Origin of the sequence: Cupriavidus phytohabitans (assembly GCF_017815025.1) — a bacterium.
GTDB lineage: Bacteria > Pseudomonadota > Gammaproteobacteria > Burkholderiales > Burkholderiaceae > Cupriavidus.
Genome location: NZ_JAGIQB010000008.1, coordinates 73656 through 90411 on the forward strand (window position 1 = coordinate 73656; position 16756 = coordinate 90411).

14 protein-coding genes and 1 tRNA gene are annotated in these 16756 nt (G+C 67.2%); 10 read left to right on the forward strand and 5 right to left on the reverse strand.

The annotated features are described in order from the left end of the window. Positions 1–51 precede the first annotated feature (51 nt). Positions 52–303 (reverse strand): hypothetical protein, encoded by a 252-nt coding sequence (locus tag J8I34_RS07590; RefSeq protein ID WP_245175829.1) that lies wholly within the window; start codon positions 301–303, stop codon positions 52–54. Positions 304–504: 201 nt separating this feature from the next. On the opposite strand from J8I34_RS07590, the gene J8I34_RS07595 reads away from it, so the two are divergent. Beyond that, positions 505–1446 carry a LysR family transcriptional regulator gene (locus J8I34_RS07595; RefSeq protein ID WP_209805748.1) on the forward strand — a complete coding sequence of 314 codons (942 nt, stop codon included), beginning with the start codon at positions 505–507 and terminating at the stop codon, positions 1444–1446. Between the two features lie 99 nt (positions 1447–1545). Here the strand turns inward: J8I34_RS07595 and J8I34_RS07600 are convergent, their stop codons facing one another. The 4 genes from J8I34_RS07600 to J8I34_RS07615 all read right to left on the reverse strand — a co-directional run bounded on the left by J8I34_RS07600 (position 1546) and on the right by J8I34_RS07615 (position 7243). Then, positions 1546–4254, reverse strand: a complete 2709-nt coding sequence (locus J8I34_RS07600; protein ID WP_209773824.1) for a DNA topoisomerase III — start codon at positions 4252–4254, stop codon at positions 1546–1548. 147 nt (positions 4255–4401) lie between these two features. Then, complete coding sequence (locus J8I34_RS07605; RefSeq protein WP_209805749.1) at positions 4402–4806, reverse strand: thioredoxin family protein; 405 nt, start codon at positions 4804–4806, stop codon at positions 4402–4404. 94 nt (positions 4807–4900) lie between these two features. After that, complete coding sequence (gene dprA / locus J8I34_RS07610) at positions 4901–6055, reverse strand: DNA-processing protein DprA (RefSeq protein WP_051320416.1); 1155 nt, start codon at positions 6053–6055, stop codon at positions 4901–4903. An 18-nt stretch (positions 6056–6073) separates the two neighbouring features. Continuing rightward, entirely contained in the window at positions 6074–7243 is a 1170-nt protein-coding gene (locus J8I34_RS07615) for a LysM peptidoglycan-binding domain-containing protein (protein WP_209773819.1), read from the reverse strand. Between the two features lie 161 nt (positions 7244–7404). Between J8I34_RS07615 and def the strand changes: the two genes are divergently transcribed. From def to J8I34_RS07660, 9 genes are all read left to right on the forward strand, one after another. Continuing rightward, entirely contained in the window at positions 7405–7911 is a 507-nt protein-coding gene (gene def, locus J8I34_RS07620) for a peptide deformylase (protein WP_029046472.1), read from the forward strand. A gap of 177 nt (positions 7912–8088) precedes the next feature. Further along, on the forward strand, positions 8089–9102 hold the full coding sequence (gene fmt / locus J8I34_RS07625; protein WP_209805750.1) for a methionyl-tRNA formyltransferase: 1014 nt from the start codon (positions 8089–8091) through the stop codon (positions 9100–9102). 192 nt (positions 9103–9294) lie between these two features. Beyond that, positions 9295–10155: a zinc metalloprotease HtpX gene (gene htpX / locus J8I34_RS07630; RefSeq protein WP_029046474.1), complete on the forward strand. Its 861-nt coding sequence runs from the start codon at positions 9295–9297 to the stop codon at positions 10153–10155. A gap of 180 nt (positions 10156–10335) precedes the next feature. Continuing rightward, entirely contained in the window at positions 10336–11748 is a 1413-nt protein-coding gene (gene rsmB, locus J8I34_RS07635; RefSeq protein WP_209805751.1) for a 16S rRNA (cytosine(967)-C(5))-methyltransferase RsmB, read from the forward strand. A gap of 9 nt (positions 11749–11757) precedes the next feature. Further along, positions 11758–12630, forward strand: a complete 873-nt coding sequence (locus J8I34_RS07640) for a DUF4390 domain-containing protein (protein WP_209805752.1) — start codon at positions 11758–11760, stop codon at positions 12628–12630. Further along, complete coding sequence (locus tag J8I34_RS07645) at positions 12627–15062, forward strand: sensor histidine kinase (protein WP_209773812.1); 2436 nt, start codon at positions 12627–12629, stop codon at positions 15060–15062. Before J8I34_RS07640 ends, J8I34_RS07645 begins: the two co-directional genes overlap by 4 nt. 54 nt (positions 15063–15116) lie before the next feature. Beyond that, positions 15117–15827 (forward strand): response regulator, encoded by a 711-nt coding sequence (locus J8I34_RS07650; protein WP_029046478.1) that lies wholly within the window; start codon positions 15117–15119, stop codon positions 15825–15827. Positions 15828–15887: 60 nt separating this feature from the next. Then, positions 15888–15963 (forward strand) — tRNA-Phe (locus J8I34_RS07655). A gap of 270 nt (positions 15964–16233) precedes the next feature. Next, on the forward strand, positions 16234–16698 hold the full coding sequence (locus tag J8I34_RS07660) for a hypothetical protein (RefSeq protein WP_029046479.1): 465 nt from the start codon (positions 16234–16236) through the stop codon (positions 16696–16698). Positions 16699–16756 lie beyond the last annotated feature (58 nt).

A 16756-nucleotide genomic window follows, 5' to 3' on the forward strand; every position in this document is an offset into this window, starting at 1 on the left:
TCGCGCTTGCAGGAGCCTTGTTGCGGTAGCGGCCCCGGAGGGACGGGTCGCTTACAGCGGCGCGCGATCGGTACCGGTTTCGTACCGGGCGCCGTCGGCAAAGGCGTCGAACTTGCCGACGCGGGCGCCGTCGGTGAAGGCGTCGAACTTGCCGTTCCTGGCGCCGTTCGTGTAGACGTCGAACTTGGCCACCTTGGCGCCATCGGTGAACACGTCGAATTTGCCGTTCTTGGCAAAGGCCGGCGCGGCGAACAGGGCGGCGGCGATAGTGGCGACAGCGATCAGGGCGGAGCGGTTTTTCATGATTCAGGCTTTCTGTATAGCTTGGATGCCTCCGCCAGCACTTCGGCGAAAGAGGATTGCTGCAATGCGGCATCCGATGGCTAGATATTAGGCATTTCCCTCATATCAATAAATATCAGGATCCACAATGATTAGTTCTGATTCCAACAATAAAGCAGCCTGAACGCGTAAGGATTCAGCGCAGAAACGGGAGACTATGTCATGGACCGCCTGCAATCGATGCGTGTGTTTTCCAAGGTGGTGGAACTGGGAAGCTTCGCGCGTGCAGCGCAACAGCTGGAAATGTCCAACGCCGTGGTCACCCGCTATGTTGCCGACCTGGAAAGCCACCTGGGCACCCGGCTGCTGAACCGCACTACCCGCAGCCTGTCGCTGACCGACGCCGGCGAAACCTACCTGCAGCGCTGCCAGCAGATCCTCGAAGACGTGGAAGAGGCCGAAAGCGTGGTCGCCGCGCGCAGCCAGTCGCTGTCGGGCACGCTGCGGCTGGTGACGCCGGTGATGTTCGGCCTGCACCTGCTGCCGGCCCTGCTGGCGCGCTTCCAGCAGCAGTATCCCGAAGTGGTGTTCGACGTGCTGCTGTCGGACCGCAATGTCGATATCGTCGAAGAAGGGCGCGACGTGGCCGTGATGCTGTCAGACCTGGGCCTGGGTTCGCATCTGGTGGCGCGCCCGCTGATATCGGCCGAGGTGATCCTGTGCGCCTCGCCCGGTTATGTGGCCGCGCATGCACCGCTGCGCCATGCGCACGAGCTCAGCCATCACCGCTGCATCGCCATGCGGCTGCCCAACGCCGAACACGAGTGGACCCTGCTGGGCCCGGAGGGGGAGGTGACAGTGCCGATCCGCCCGGGGCTGCTGTGCAGCAACGCCGAACTGGCGCACCAGGCGGCGCTGGCCAATATGGGCGTCGCCATGCTGTCTTCCTACCTCGCGCGGCCAAATATCGAATCCGGCAAGCTGGTCCACGTGCTGCCGCAATACCAGTTGCCGCGGCGCGACGTCAGCGTGGTCTACCCGAGCCGGAAATTCCTGCCCACCAAGGTGCGCGCCTTTATCGATTTCCTGCTCGAGGAAGGGCAGGTCAAGGGCAAGGCGGAAGGCGTCGGGCCGCGGCATGCCGCGCAAAGCGTAAGCCAGTAGCGACCTCCCGGGCTCGCAGGACCGAGCACCAGTCAGAAGGGGGCCCATTGCAGGCCCCCTTTGTCGTTGCGGGCGGTGCCCGCCAGCTTTTCGACCGACTTACTCGCCGGCTTCGACCGCGGTCTTCCGCGCGGCGCTCTTGGCAGGCGCCTTCTTGGCCGCGGTCTTGGTGGCGGTGGTCTTGGCGGCAGCAGCCTTCTTTGCAGTCGTCTTGGTGGCCGTGGTCTTGGCCGCCGGGGCTTTGGCCGCCGCCTTCTTGGCCGGAGCCGGCGCCGCTTCCACATCGTCGGCCTTGGCCACGTCGCGCGAAGCCGTCTTGGCCGCGGTCTTGGCGCCAGCCTTGGGCTCGCGGGCCTCGAACTCGAAGCCGATCTTGCCGTCCGCCTGCCTCACCAGGAAAGCCTTGAAGTTGCGGCCCGTGCGCGACGACTTGAAGCCGGTCAGCAGGTCGGTGCGGCCCTCGTTCAGCAGCTTGCCGACCTGCTCGCGGCTGATCTCCTGCTGCAGGATGATCTTGCCGGTGGTGAAGTCGCAGCTCCTGGGGCTGGCCACGCTGTTCTCGCAGACGTACTTCATGCCGTGCTCGAACACCGCGCCGCCGCACTTGGGGCAGGTGCCGACCGGCTCCTGGCCGCTGAAGTCGACCGGCTCGCCGTCGCCCTCGTCGTCGTTCTGGCCGAAGTCGAATTCCATCTTGAAATGGCCTTCGTCGTCCTTGCCCAGCTTGAGGATGGCGGCGAACGGGCGGCCCATCTTGCTGCGGAAGCCCTGCAGCGGACCGATTTCCTTCTTCAGCAGCAGCTCCTCGACCTCTTCGATCTCGAACTGGCGCCCGCCCGGGATCTTGCTGATCGAGAACTCGCACGCGGTACAGGCAAAGCGGCGGTAGTTTTCCTTGACCTGCCCGCCGCACTGTGGGCAGGGCGTGTCCAGCGTGGCGTAGTCGCCCGGGATGGTGTCGCTGTCGTATTCCTTGGCGCGCTTGACGATCTGCTGCGTCATCTGCGCGATCTCGAGCATGAACTCGTCGCGTTTCAGGCGCCCGCGCTCGATCTGCGAGAGCTTGTGCTCCCACTCGCCGGTCAGTTCGGCCTGCGTCAGTTCCTGCACGCCCAGGCCGCGCAACAGCGTCATCAACTGGAACGCCTTGGCGGTCGGGATCAGTTCGCGGCCTTCGCGCACCAGGTATTTCTCGGTCAGCAGGCCTTCGATGATGGCCGCGCGCGTGGCCGGGGTACCCAGGCCCTTGCCGGCCATGGCTTCGCGCAGCGCGTCGTCGTCCACCAGCTTGCCGGCGCCTTCCATGGCGGACAGCAGCGTGGCTTCGTTGTAGCGCGCGGGCGGCTTGGTGGTCAGGCCGACGCTCTCGACCTTGTCGGTCTTGACCTTCTCGTCCTTGGCCACCGGCACCAGGTTGGCGGCGTCCTTGTCGCCTTGCGCCTCGCGGCCATAGATCACCAGCCAGCCCGGGTTGACCAGCACCTTGCCCTCGGTCTTGAAGTGGTGGCCGGCAACTTCCGTGATGCGGGTTGTGACCTGGAACTCGGCTGCCGGGAAGAACACCGCCAGGAAGCGGCGCACCACCAGGTCATACAGCTTCTGCTCCGGCTCCGACAGGTTCTTGGGCGCCTGCAGCGTCGGGATGATAGCGAAGTGGTCGCTGATCTTGCTGTTGTCGAAGATCTTCTTGTTCGGCTTGACCCAGCCCTGCGACAGGATCTTCTTCGCGTGCGGCAGGTAGTTGGGCGAGCTGTCGGAGAGCATGGTCATGGTCTGCTTGACCGTTTCCATGTAGTCCTCGGGCAGCGCGCGCGCATCGGTACGCGGGTAGGTCAGGACCTTGTGCTTCTCATACAGCGCCTGCGCCAGGCCCAGCGTGTTCTTGGCCGAAAAGCCGAAGCGCGAGTTGGCCTCGCGCTGCAGCGTGGTCAGGTCGAACAGTGCCGGCGATTGCTGCGTCGACGGCTTGGATTCCTCGGTGACGGTGCCCGGCTTGTCGCGGCAGGCGGCAACAATGCTCTTGGCCTCGGCCTCGCTCCACAGGCGCGACTCGCGCGCCTCGGGATCGAATTCGCTCTTCTTGAACTTGGGATCGAACCAGCGGCCTTCGTACAGGCCCGCGGCAGCGATGAACTCGGCGCGCACTTCCCAGTAGTCGCGCGGGACGAAGTGCTTGATCTTCTCTTCGCGCTCGACCACGATCGACAGCGTCGGCGTCTGCACGCGGCCCACGGTGGTCAGGAAAAAGCCGCCGCCCTTGCTGTTGAAGGCGGTCATCGCGCGCGTGCCGTTGATGCCGACCAGCCAGTCGGCCTCGGAGCGGCAGCGCGCGGCGTCGGCCAGCGGCAGCATGTCCTCGTCCTCGCGCAGGCTGGCAAAGCCGTCGCGGATTGCCTGCGGCGTCATCGACTGCAGCCACAGGCGGCGGATCGGCTGCTTGGCCTTGGCCTGCTGCGCGATCAGGCGGAAGATCAGTTCCCCCTCGCGCCCCGCGTCGCAGGCGTTGATCAGCCCGGTCACGTCCTTGCGCTTGATCAGGCGGTTCAGCACCTTCAGGCGCGACTCGGTCTTGGCGATCGGCCGCAGGTCAAAATGCGGCGGGATCACCGGCAGGTTGGCAAAACTCCATTTGCCGCGCTTGACCTCGTATTCGTCCGGGGCGGCAATCTCGACCAGGTGGCCGACTGCCGAAGACAGCACGTAGTCGTCGCTCTCGAAATACTCGTCGTGCTTGGTAAACCCCCCGAGGGCACGGGCGATATCCGCCGCGACCGACGGCTTTTCCGCGATGATGAGGGCTTTTGACATGGGAAAGGGTCCTTGCGAGCCGCTTCCGGCAACCCGCTATTGCACTGCAAACGTAGTAATCAGAACGCCGGGAGGCTTTGAGGCGCCAATAATAAGCGCGGTTTCAACGGCGGTGCAAGCAAGCCCCGTCGTCATCGCCAGCGCCGCCTAGGCGGCGTCTCGACCCCCGGCAAGTAACCAGTCCAGCACCTGCGGCACATCTTCGGCGCTTGCCGGCATCGCGCCACCGCGCGTCAGTATGCGTTCCAGCACCTCGACATGTGGCAGCAGCGTGCCATAAAACTGCGGCGCGCCGCCCGACGCCGGCTGTACCAGCAGCGTCGGGAAGTTCTCGATGTCGATATCGCCGAGCGCGTCGGCATGGGTCTCGATATCGATCCAGACGAAACAGTCCTGCGGATGGCGTCCCGCCAGCGCCGTCAGCGCCTTCAGGTAGTCCCGGCAGGTGCCACACCACTGCGCGCACAGGCATGCCACCAGGCGGCCCTGTGGCCGCGCGGCCAGGCACTCGGCAATGGCTGCGGCGTCACGCTCGGGAAAATAAACGGTCATGGCATCGGAATCATGAGGCGCCCGCGGCATGCGGACGCCGGCGATTGTATCGGTATCGGGGGCCATGCCCCCTTGCTGCGGCAACACGCCTGGTTCAGTCCAGGCGCCGGAACAGGTTTCCCGGTAGACGTTCGGCCACGCCGGCCAGTTCCAGCTCGAGCAGGCGCGCCGCGACTGTCTCCGGAGGCTGGCCGCTGCGCTCGCACAGCGCGTCCAGCGTAACCGGATCGTAGCCGAGTGCCGGCAACAGGGTATCAGCCGGTTCTGAAAGCCGGACCTTGCCGGCGACATCGTGGTCCGGGGCCGCGGCGGCCTGGGACGGGGCGGGAACGCCAAGTTCGTCGAGCACGTCCTCTACCGATTCCACCAGCTTCGCCCCCTGGCCGATCAGCAGGTGGCAGCCCCGCGACAGCGGTGCATGGATCGAGCCCGGGATCGCGAACACCTCGCGTCCGAGCTCCGCCGCCAGCCGCGCCGTGATCAGCGAACCCGAGCGCGCTGCCGCCTCGACCACCAGCACGCCGCGCGCAAGCGCTGCGATGATGCGGTTGCGGCGCGGGAAATTGGCCGCCAGCCCGCGCATGCCGAGGGGAAACTCGGTGACGATGGCGCCACGCTGCGCCACTTCACGTGCCAATGACAGGTTCTCCGCGGGATAGACGCGGTCTGCCCCGGTGCCGGTCACCGCCACGGTGCCGCCGCGGCCGCGCAGGCCGCCCGCGTGGGCCGCCGCGTCGATACCCAGCGCCAGGCCCGACACCACCGTCAGTCCCGACTCGGACAAGGCACGACCAAACGTGAGCGCGTCGCGCGTGCCCTGGGCCGTGGCCGAGCGCGCGCCGACGATGGCCACTGCGGGGCGGGCCAGCATGGCGGGGTCACCCTGGATATATAGCAGCGGTGGCGGATCGGCCAGGTCGAACAGGCGCCGGGGATAAGCGTCATCAGCGAGCGTGACGAGATGGTTGCCTGGCGTGTCGAGCCATCGCAGCGTTCTTTCGGCCAACGCCGACACCGCGGCGCCGGGGGCAGCCAGCACGGCGCGCGCCAGCCTGGCCGGCACCACCGACGACAGCGCCGCCACGCTCTGCGCGAGCACCTGCTGTGGCAGCCCGAACGCCGCCAACAGGCGCCGCGCGGCCACCGGGCCGACGCCGGGTGCGTTGGCCAGCCGCAGCCAGGCGAGCACGTCTACGGGCTCTCGCGTGGTGTCCTGCCGGATCACGCCGGCCAGGGGCAATGCCTTCACGCCATCCCCAAGGCCGGTTCAGCGCGGTGAGGTGGCGCGGTCGCCGACCGCGATCACGTTGGAGGCATCCGTCACTAGCGCGTACGACACGCCGGGGAACACGCGGAAGACAAAGGCGAGCCCGTAGCGCTCGTCCGGCAGGCGGATGCTGCGGTTGTGATCGGTCCGGTCGTGCACGGTCTCTCCGGCGCGCGACAGCGCCAGCACTTGCCCGGGCTCGAGCCCGGCCTTGCTGCCGACGTTGAGCACAATCACCTGCTTGGCGCCGCCGAATTCGACGCCGCCATAGACCTTGGCAACGCGGCCGTCGACCTCGGTATCGGGCGCGCGCGGCACGTAGCGCACCGCTTCGCGCGCCGGCTGCGGCATCAGCAGCGTGCCCACGCCCATCTCTTGCTGGGCCTGCGTGACCTGCAGCGTGGAAACCGCGTCGGGACCCTGCGCGCCGCGCGCCAGGCGGGCGTTGCCTTCGTATTCGGCCTCATAGCCCAGCACGGCGTTGGTGACCGGATCGTGCACCGGCGTGACGGGCCGATAGGCCTGCCAGTCGCTGCCGGCCGGCGCATCGGCGGCAATGCCGCGCGCGTAGGCGCTGTCGTCGCGGCCCAGGTAAACCCGCGATTCGGGCACGGCGACGATCCGTGCCGACGTTGCGAGCGTGCCTTCATCGACCACCAGCGGGCGGATCAGGAACGGCTCGATATCGCTGGCGGAAATGCTGAGGATGGCGGCGCCGTCCGCGTCGCCACCGCGCATGCGAGGCGACAGCTGCACGGTGCCGTTCCCGGCGGGGGTGGTAGACAGCCAGGCGCGGCCGTCGCGCTGGATCAGGTACAGGATCTGGCCGGGGTAAATCAGGTGCGGGTTGCGGATCTGCTGCTGGTTCATGCCCCACAGCTCTGGCCAGCGCCATGGCTGGCGCAGGTATCGGCCCGAAATGCCCCATAGCGTATCGCCGTTGCGCACGGTGTACTGCGAGGGCGCATTGGGGGCGAGATCGGCAATCGGGATACCCTGGCGAGCAGTGCGCTGGGCCTCGGCCTGCTGCGCCGCCGTGACCGTCAGGTCAGCGGCCCGGACGGACAGGCTTGCCGCGGCAGTGATGCCGGCGGCACTCAGCAATGCAAGGGTGAACGCGTGCAGCCTGCGGCCCGACGCCGCCTGGTGTTCTTTGGTAAGATCGCGCATTTTCCTGAACCGGCCGGTGGTTCGGCCGGATTGACCCTGGAGAGCGTGCCTGCTTCGGCGCGCCTTGATTTTTTGTACTGGCGCCCCGATTCTGCATGTAAAGTCCCGACGCCGCAACGCGGCCGGGCCGCTCGCTCGAGCGGGCGTTGCGCCCTAGCATCATGGCAAAACTCGACATCCTGACCTACCCCGATCCCCGCCTGCACACTGTCGCGAAACCCGTCGCGGCCGTGGACGACCGCATCCGCCAGCTGGTGAAGGACATGGCCGAGACCATGTACGAAGCACCGGGCATTGGCCTGGCCGCGACGCAGGTGAACGTCCATGAGCAGGTGGTGGTGATCGACATTTCCGAAACGCGCGACCAGCTCCAGGTCTTTATCAATCCGGAAATCGTCTGGGCCAGCGACAAGCGCAAGGTATGGGAAGAGGGCTGCCTGTCGGTGCCCGAGATCTATGACCGCGTCGAGCGCCCCGACCGCGTGCGCGTGCGCGCGCTCAACGAGAAGGGCGAAACCTTCGAGCTGGACGCCGACGACCTGCTGGCCGTATGTATCCAGCACGAGATCGACCACCTGCGCGGCAAGGTCTTCGTCGAGTACCTGTCGCCGCTCAAGCTGAACCGCATCAAGAGCAAGCTGCAGAAGCGCGAACGCACGCGCATGTAAGCCGGCGCGGCGTCCGCGCGAAGATGTAACAGCACGGCAGAATCCGCCGCCCGCGCTCGACGCGCGCGCGGGGTCTGTTATCTTTATGACTTCCGAAGAACAAACGTACCGGCCGCGATAGCGGCCGGTTGCGCTTTCAGCCCGCGCTTTCAGCCAGTATTCACCTCGGAACCTGCCATGTCCCAAGCCAAGCCCCTGCGTGTCGCCTTTGCCGGCACGCCCGAGTTCGCGCGCGTCGCGCTTGAAGCCATCCACGCCGCGGGCTTTCCCGTGGTGGCCGTGCTGACGCAGCCGGACCGGCCCGCGGGCCGCGGCATGCAGCTGCAGGCGAGTCCGGTCAAGCAGTACGCCGTGGCCAACGGGCTCGGCCCGGTGCTGCAGCCGCGTTCGCTGCGCCGGCAAGGCAAGTATCCGGAAGAGGCCGCGGCGGCCGTGGACACGCTGGCAGAACTCGCCCCCGACGTAATGGTGGTGGCCGCCTACGGCCTGATCCTGCCGGCCGAGGTGCTGGAGCTGCCGCGCCTGGGCTGCCTCAACATCCACGGCTCGCTGCTGCCGCGCTGGCGCGGCGCGGCGCCGATCCACCGCGCCATCGAGGCCGGCGATGCCGAGACCGGCATCACGCTGATGCAGATGGACGAAGGCCTGGACACCGGCGACATGCTCACGCGCGAGGCCGTGCCGATCGGCGCCGACGACACCACCGGCACGCTGCACGACAAGCTGGCCGCGCTGGGCGCGCGCATGACCGTCGCCGCGCTGCAGGAACTGGCCGCGGGCCGCGCGCTGCCGGCGACGAAGCAGCCCGAGGCCGGCGTCACCTACGCCGAGAAGATCGCCAAGGACGAGGCACCGCTGGACCTGCGCCGTCCGGCCACGGCGCTGGCCAGCCAGGTGCGCGCCTTCAACCCGTTCCCCGGCGCCACCGTGCAGGTCGGCGATACCGTCATCAAGTGCTGGCAGGCACTGCCGCTGGCCGCGGCCAGCAGCCTGCCGCACCCGCCCGGCACGGTGCTGGCGGCCGATGCCGGCGGCATCATCATCGCCTGCGGCGACGGCAGCGCCCTGCAGGTTACCGAGCTGCAGAAGCCCGGCGGCCGCCGCCAGCCCGCGCAGCAGTTCCTGCAGGCCATGCCGCTGCCGCCGGGCACGCGCTGCGCGGTCCCCGGTAATGGGGCGGCGCAGGCATAATCGTTCAAACCAGCTCAAACCAGCACGGCAAACACTTCGTGTGCGTCATGCGCCATGGTGCGGTGACTGGGTAGCATCCTCCGCAAGCAGTTGAATTTTCTGGTGTTGGCCCCTATCTAACGGTCATCGCGACGGCATGTTTTGCAAAGTCTTGCAGCGGCCGGCGCGGTCCACTACATGGAGATCACCGCAATGTTCAACTGGGTCAAGACCTTCATGCTGATGGCGGCCATCACGGCGCTGTTCATCGTCATCGGCGGCATGATCGGCGGACGCAGCGGCATGATGATGGCGCTGCTGCTCGCGCTCGGCATGAACTTCTTTTCCTACTGGTTCTCGGACAAGATGGTCCTGCGCATGTACAACGCGCAGGAAGTCGACGCCAGTACCGCGCCGCAGTTCTATGGCATGGTGCAGGAGCTGGCGCAGCGCGCCAACCTGCCGATGCCGCGCGTCTACCTGATCAATGAAGACGCGCCGAACGCCTTCGCTACCGGCCGCAACCCGGATCACGCCGCGGTGGCGGCGACCACCGGCATCCTGCGCGTGCTGTCCGAGCGCGAGCTGCGCGGCGTGATGGCGCATGAGCTGGCGCACGTGCGCCATCGCGACATCCTGACCTCGACCATCGCCGCGACCATGGCCGGTGCCATTTCCGCGCTGGCCAACATGGCGATGTTCTTCGGCGGCCGCGACGAGAACGGCAACCGCAGCAATCCCATCGCCAGCATTGCGGTGGCGATCCTGGCGCCGCTGGCGGCCTCGCTGATCCAGATGGCGATCTCGCGCGCGCGCGAGTTTGAGGCCGACCGCGGCGGCGCCGAGATCAGCGGCGACCCGCAGGCGCTGGCCAGCGCACTGGACAAGATCCACCGCTATGCGCAGGGCATCCCGTTCCAGGCGGCCGAGGAACACCCGGCCACCGCGCAGATGATGATCATGAACCCGCTCTCTGGCGGCGGCATCGCCAACCTGTTCTCGACCCACCCGGCCACCGAGGAACGCATCTCGCGCCTGATGCAGATGGCGCAGACGGGGACCTATCCCGCCTGACCGGGCGAAAGTTGGCGGCGCGTCCGGGGAGCCGTTGCGGCGGCAATTCCGGAGCGCTGCCCCCACACAAGGTAAACTGCCCGCTGGTTTAAGCATGGACCAGCGGGCATTTTTCTTGCCCTCGCCCGGCTGCCCACCGATTCACGACTTATTTGCCGCCTCACCCGCTGCCTGACCGATATGCGCCTGCCTCCCGATTCGCTTGCCTTCCAGATGCTTGGCGCCGCCGCCGCGGTACGCGCCGTCAGCGAAGGCACAGCCTTGCCACAGGCGATCGAGGACGCCGCCGCGCAGCTGCGCCTGGACCGCGTGCGCGATGCCGCCACGCGTGGCGCGCTGCAGGACATCGCTTACCGCACCATGCGCCAGTTCGGCACCGCGCGCGCGCTGGTGACCAGGCTGGTCACGCGCCCGCCCGGCGCGCAGGTGGACTCGCTGCTGGCGGTGGCGCTGGCGCTGCTGGTCGAGCAGGCGCCGGGCCAGCGGCAGGACAAGGACAGCCAGGACGCGGCATCGGGCGCGCCCCGCACCGGCTACAGCACCTTCACCGTGGTCGACCAGGCGGTCAGCGCGGCCGCCTCGGAACCCAAGACCGCGCATGCGCGCGGCCTCGTCAACGCGGTGCTGCGCCGTTTCCTGCGCGAGCGCAAGGCGCTGCTGGCCGAGGTCAGCCGCGACGAACAGGCGCGCTGGAACCTGCCGCCGTGGTGGCTGCGCATGCTGCGCGAGGCGTACCCGGAGCAGTGGACCGATCTCGCCGCGAGCGTCAACGTGCGCCCGCCGATGACGCTGCGCGTCAATACCGCGCGTGTCAGCGTGAAGCAATACCAGACCGACCTGGCCAATGCCGGCCTGGCCGGCACCGTGGTCGGCCCGCAGGCCGTGCGCCTGGTGCGCGCGGTGCCGGTGACGCAATTGCCGGGCTTCACCGAAGGCCTGGTGTCGGTGCAGGACGCCGGCGCGCAACTGGCCGCGCCGCTGCTCGAGGTGGCCGACGGCATGCGCGTGCTCGATGCCTGCGCCGCGCCCGGCGGCAAGACCGGCCACCTGCTGGAGCTTGCCGACATCGACGTGACCGCGGTGGAAAGCGATCCGCAGCGCGCCACGCGCATCAATGAGAACCTCGCGCGCCTCGGCAAGCAGGCCCGCATCGTGGTGGGCGATGCCAGCCGGCCCGCCGACTGGTGGGACGGCCAGCCCTTCGACCGCATCCTGGCCGACGTGCCGTGCTCGGCCTCGGGCATCGTGCGGCGCCATCCCGATATCCGCTGGCTGCGCCGTGAAACCGATATCGCCAAGCTGGTCACCGAGCAGCGCCGCATCGTGTCGCAGCTGTGGCCGCTGCTCAAGCCGGGCGGCATCCTGGTCTACGTCACGTGTTCTATTTTCCCAACGGAAGGCGAGGAGCAGGCGCGCTGGTTTGGTGCACAACTGGCAGATGCGATACGATTGCAGGCGCCGGGGCAACTGCTGCCCGGCACCCGTACGACAACGCCTCCGGCCGGCGAACAAGGTGAAAAGGACCCCGGCCACGCCAGCCTGCCATCGGATCACGATGGCTTCTTCTACGCCCGCTTCCAGAAACGCGCCTGATCTGATCCGATGCTGAGCACGCCGCGCCCGTCAGACTGCCGCGTTACCGTGGATTTCGCCACGGGAATGACGCAACTGCGGACGCAACTGCTGGCTTGCATGCGCGTGGTGCTGATGCTCGCGCTGGCGCTGCTGCTGTGGCTGCCGCCTGCCGCCAATGCACAGGTGATCGAGGCTACCGAGGCCCGCATCGAATACCAGGATGGCGGCTTCGAACTGGCCGCGAGCTTCGAGTTCGACCTGCCGCCTGCGCTGGAAGACGCCCTGCACAAGGGCATCTCGCTCTATTTCGCGGTCGACTTCGAGCTGACGCGGCCGCGCTGGTACTGGTTCGATGACAAGCCCGTCAACACCAGCCGCAGCGTGCGTTTGTCCTACCAGCCGCTGACCCGGCAATACCGTATTTCCACCGGCGGCCTGCAGCTGCCGTTCTCGCGGCTGAAGAGCGCGCTGCAGTTTATCCAGCGGGTACGCGGCTGGCGCGTGTTCGAGCGCAACGCGATCAAGCCCGGCGAGAGCTATCACGCGCAAGTGCGCATGCGACTGGACCTGTCGCAACTGCCCAAGCCGTTCCAGATCAATGCGGTCAATACACGCGACTGGAACCTGGCTTCGGACTGGCGGCGCTTTGTCTACACCGTGCCGACTGACTTGAACGCGGTGCCAACGCCGGTGCCGGTGCCCGCGGTTCCGGCGCCGCCGCCGCCGGCCTCGCCGCCGCTGCCCGCTCCACCTGCGGTGCCGGCAGTGCCTGCGTCCGCGCCGGGCGCACCTGCCGCCGCAATGGACCCGCGCAACACCGTGTTCGTGCAGGCGGCGTCGACCGCGCTGTCGCCCGCACTGCTGGCGCAGCCGGCGCTGTCCGCCTCAAGCCAGCCATGAACACTTCGCTGTGGGACAGCCGCTTCCGGCGCGTGCTGTATCGCGTCGTGGCGGGCATCATCGTTTTCCTGGCACTGGTGCTGGTCGGCCTGCTCGCCGGGGCGTCGGCCAATACCGAATTCTTCGATCGCTATTTCACGCTGCTGTTCAAGGTGAACCTGGTGATCGGCGCGCTGCTGGTGCTGATCATCGGCGCACTCGCGGTGACGCTGTGGCTGCGCTACCGCCGCGGCAAGTTCGGCACGCGGCTGATGACCAAGCTTGCGGTGTTCTTCGGCGTGGTGGGCGTGCTGCCGGGCGTGCTGATCTACCTGGTGTCGCTGCAGTTCGTCTCGCGCAGCATCGAGTCGTGGTTCGACGTGCGCGTGGAGACGGCGCTCGAAGCCGGCCTCAACCTGGGCCGCTCCACCATCGACAGCGCGCTGGCCGACCTGCAGGGCAAGGCGCGGCTGATGGCGGAGCAGCTGGCCGGTTCGTCGGGCGTGTCCACCTCGCTGCAGCTGAGCCGGCTGCGCGAGCAGTACGGCGTGCAGGAGGCGGCGATCTTCACCGGCAGCGGCCGCGTGCTGGCAACCGCATCGAGCAACTACGCTGCGCTGGTGCCAGACCTGCCCTCGGGCGTGCTAGCGGAGCAGGCGCGGCTGGCGGGCGGCTACGCCGCGGTCGAAGGCGGCACCGATCCGACGCCGGACGGCCAGAGCGCCGAGCGCGTCGACAGCAGCCATCTGTACCGGCTGCGCGTGATCATCCCGCTGGGCCCGGCGCCGACCACCGCGCAGGAACAGATGGCCGCGAGCGTGCCGCGCGCGGCACCGCGCCCGCGCTGGGCCGGGTCAGGCCTGTCGGTGGAACGCCGTCCCGAGGAATCGCCGTCGAGCGGCTTCGGCCTGGTCGGCGAAACCGTGCGCGAGGAGCGCTACCTGCAGGTGCTGCACCCGGTGCCGGCCGTGCTCGCGCGCAATGCCGATGAAGTCCAGCGCGCCTACCAGGAGTACCAGGAGAAGGCGCTGGGCCGCACCGGGCTGCGCAAGATGTATATCGGCACGCTGACGCTGACGCTGTTCCTCGCGGTCTTTATCGCGGTGATGCTGGCCCTGCTGCTCGGCGGCCAGCTGGCGCGGCCGCTGCTGATGCTGCTGCAGGGGACCAAGGAAGTGGCCGAGGGCGACCTGTCGCCCAAGCGCGAACTGAAGAGCCGCGATGAGCTTGGCATGCTGACGCAGCAGTTCAACCAGATGACGCGGCAGCTGGCCGAGGCGCGCCTGGCCGTGGAAGAAAACCGCGCGGCGCTGGAGCAGTCAAAGGCCTACCTCGAAAGCGTGCTGCAGAACCTGACTGCGGGCGTGCTGGTATTCGACAGGCGCTTCGTGCTGATCACCGCCAATCCCGGCGCCGAGCGCATCTTCCGCCAGCCGTTCGGCGCCGTGCTGGGACTGCCGGTAGAACAGATCCCGGGGATGGGGCCGTTCGGCGAGATCGTGCGCCAGGCGTTCTCAGACCAGAACACCAGCGAGGTGCTGGGCGGCGCCGAGCATTGGCAGAAGCAGATCGAGCTGCCGCAGGGCCACGGCGGCATGGACGAACAGCCGCTGACGCTGCTGGTGCGCGGCGCGCGGCTGCCCGGCGGCGAGCGTGACGAACCCGGCTACGTCATCGTCTTCGACGATATTTCCGATGTGATTTCCGCTCAACGCTCGGTAGCCTGGGGCGAAGTGGCCCGGCGCCTCGCACACGAGATAAAGAACCCGCTGACGCCGATCCAGCTGTCGGCCGAGCGGCTGCAGATGAAGCTCTCGCCCAAGCTCGAAGGCACCGATGTCGACGTGCTCAAGCGCGGCGCTGCCACCATCGTCAGCCAGGTGGCGGCGATGAAGCGCATGGTCGACGATTTCCGCGACTATGCGCGCACGCCGCCCGCGGTGCTGCACCCGCTGCAGCTCAACAGCCTGGTGTCAGATGTGCTGCATCTGTACGGCATCGACGATCCCGCGTTGCACGAGCATCCGGTGATCCATCCGGCGCTGGGCACTGCGCTGCCCGAGATCAAGGGCGATCCTACGCAACTGCGGCAGGTCATCCACAACCTGCTCCAGAACGCGCAGGATGCGGCCGCCGAGAACGTCGCGGCAGGTAGGGCGGCGCCCCATATCACTCTGAACACCGAGACTGTAGAATACAAAGATTCTGCCGGCGAAAACCGGCAGGCCGTCAAGCTCACCATTGCAGACAATGGTCCCGGCTTTGCACCACGGATCCTGAGCCGTGCGTTCGAGCCCTACGTGACCACCAAAGCCAAGGGCACGGGTCTCGGGCTTGCGATGGTAAAGAAGATCATTGACGAACACGGCGCGCGCATCGAGCTGCGCAATCGCATGGAAGGTGCGGAGGTCGTCGGTGCACAGATCTCGATCCTGTTCGTTAAACTGGCATAGTCAACTTTTGGCGATCCGGACCCGGAACGCTGCGGTGGGGTTAAGAGGGGAAGTATGGCAACCATCCTCGTAGTCGATGACGAAATGGGAATCCGGGAGCTGCTCTCGGAGATCCTCAGCGACGAAGGCCACGTGGTCGAACTCGCGGAAAACGCGCAGCAGGCGCGCGAATACCGCGCGGCCGGCACGCCCGATCTCGTGCTGCTCGATATCTGGATGCCCGATACCGATGGCGTCAGCCTGCTCAAGGAATGGTCCGCGCAGGGCCAGCTGACCATGCCCGTCATCATGATGTCGGGCCATGCCACCATCGACACCGCGGTCGAGGCCACCAAGATCGGCGCGCTGAATTTCCTGGAGAAACCGATCGCGCTGCAGAAGCTGCTGTCCGCGGTGGAGCAGGGCCTGGCACGCGGCATCGAACGTCCGCGTAGTGCTCCCGCCATGGCCGCCGCGCCGGCAAGTGCGCCCTCGGCCGAATCCGCCGGCGCCACCGCTGCGCCGGAAGCCGTGGCCGAGACCGCGGCCAACGGCAGCCCCGCGCGCGTGCCCGAGGCCGAGATGCAGTTCTCGTTCGACATGCCACTGCGCGAAGCGCGCGACCTGTTCGAGCGCGCCTACTTCGAGTACCACCTCGTGCGCGAACACGGCAGCATGACCCGAGTGGCCGAGAAGACCGGGCTGGAGCGCACTCACCTGTACCGCAAGCTCAAGCAGCTCGGTGTCGAACTGGGCCGCAACAAGCCCGAACCGGCCGAGCAGTGAGACAGTGATGCAGATGGTGCTTGACGGCATCAAAAATTACGTTTATAGTTTTCCTTCTTTGGCCCGGTAGCTCAGTCGGTAGAGCAGAGGATTGAAAATCCTTGTGTCGGCGGTTCGATTCCGTCCCAGGCCACCAGAAATTAAAAAAGCCCGGCTCTTGCAGCCGGGCTTTTTGCTTTGGGAAGCCGTGTCGATCAATTCGTCGGCAACATAGCCAAATGTCGTTGCCTGCCACGCAACATCCCAATCCAGAAGTAAATATCTTCTACTTGGCACCCGTTATAGGTATCTCTAGGATTGCCTGACGTCCTGCCACCCGGCAGTGCGTCGCACGCCGGCGAAACCGCACTCGGCAGCAGAACAATGCGGTACCCGGCCCAGGGAAGTCCTTTCTACCGGGGGTCAGATGGATACGTTGATCGGAACGGCCGGCGAGCGCGGCCTGTGGAAGAGCACCATGGCCGCGGCGAGCCAGGCGCTGGGCGCGGCCGGCAAGATGCAGCAGGCGGTGACGCAGACGCTGAAACTGCAGCGCAAGATCCGCGAGTTGCGCGACGCCTTGCACCATGCCGAGGCGGAACGCGATGTCTATCGCGAACTCCACGCCCGTACCGTCGACGAACTGCACCAGGCGGTGGACCGCAGCCCGGCCGAAATCCGGCGGCTGCGCGCCGAGGCCGAGGCCATGCAGGTGCGCCATCGCGCCTACAAGCTGCTGGTGCAGCACTACATGCGCATCGGTACGCCGATCGATCCGGCGGTCTTTGCCGAGCAGCGCAGCCGCGTGCAGCAGCACATCCTGTTCCAGCGCCGCAAGGGCATCCCGGTGTCGAAGATCGGCGTGGACGATATCGCGTTCCTGTTGCGCTGAGGCGAATTCAGCTCGGCCACGTCGAATCGCTGCATCAGCGGACGGCTTTGGCAGACGC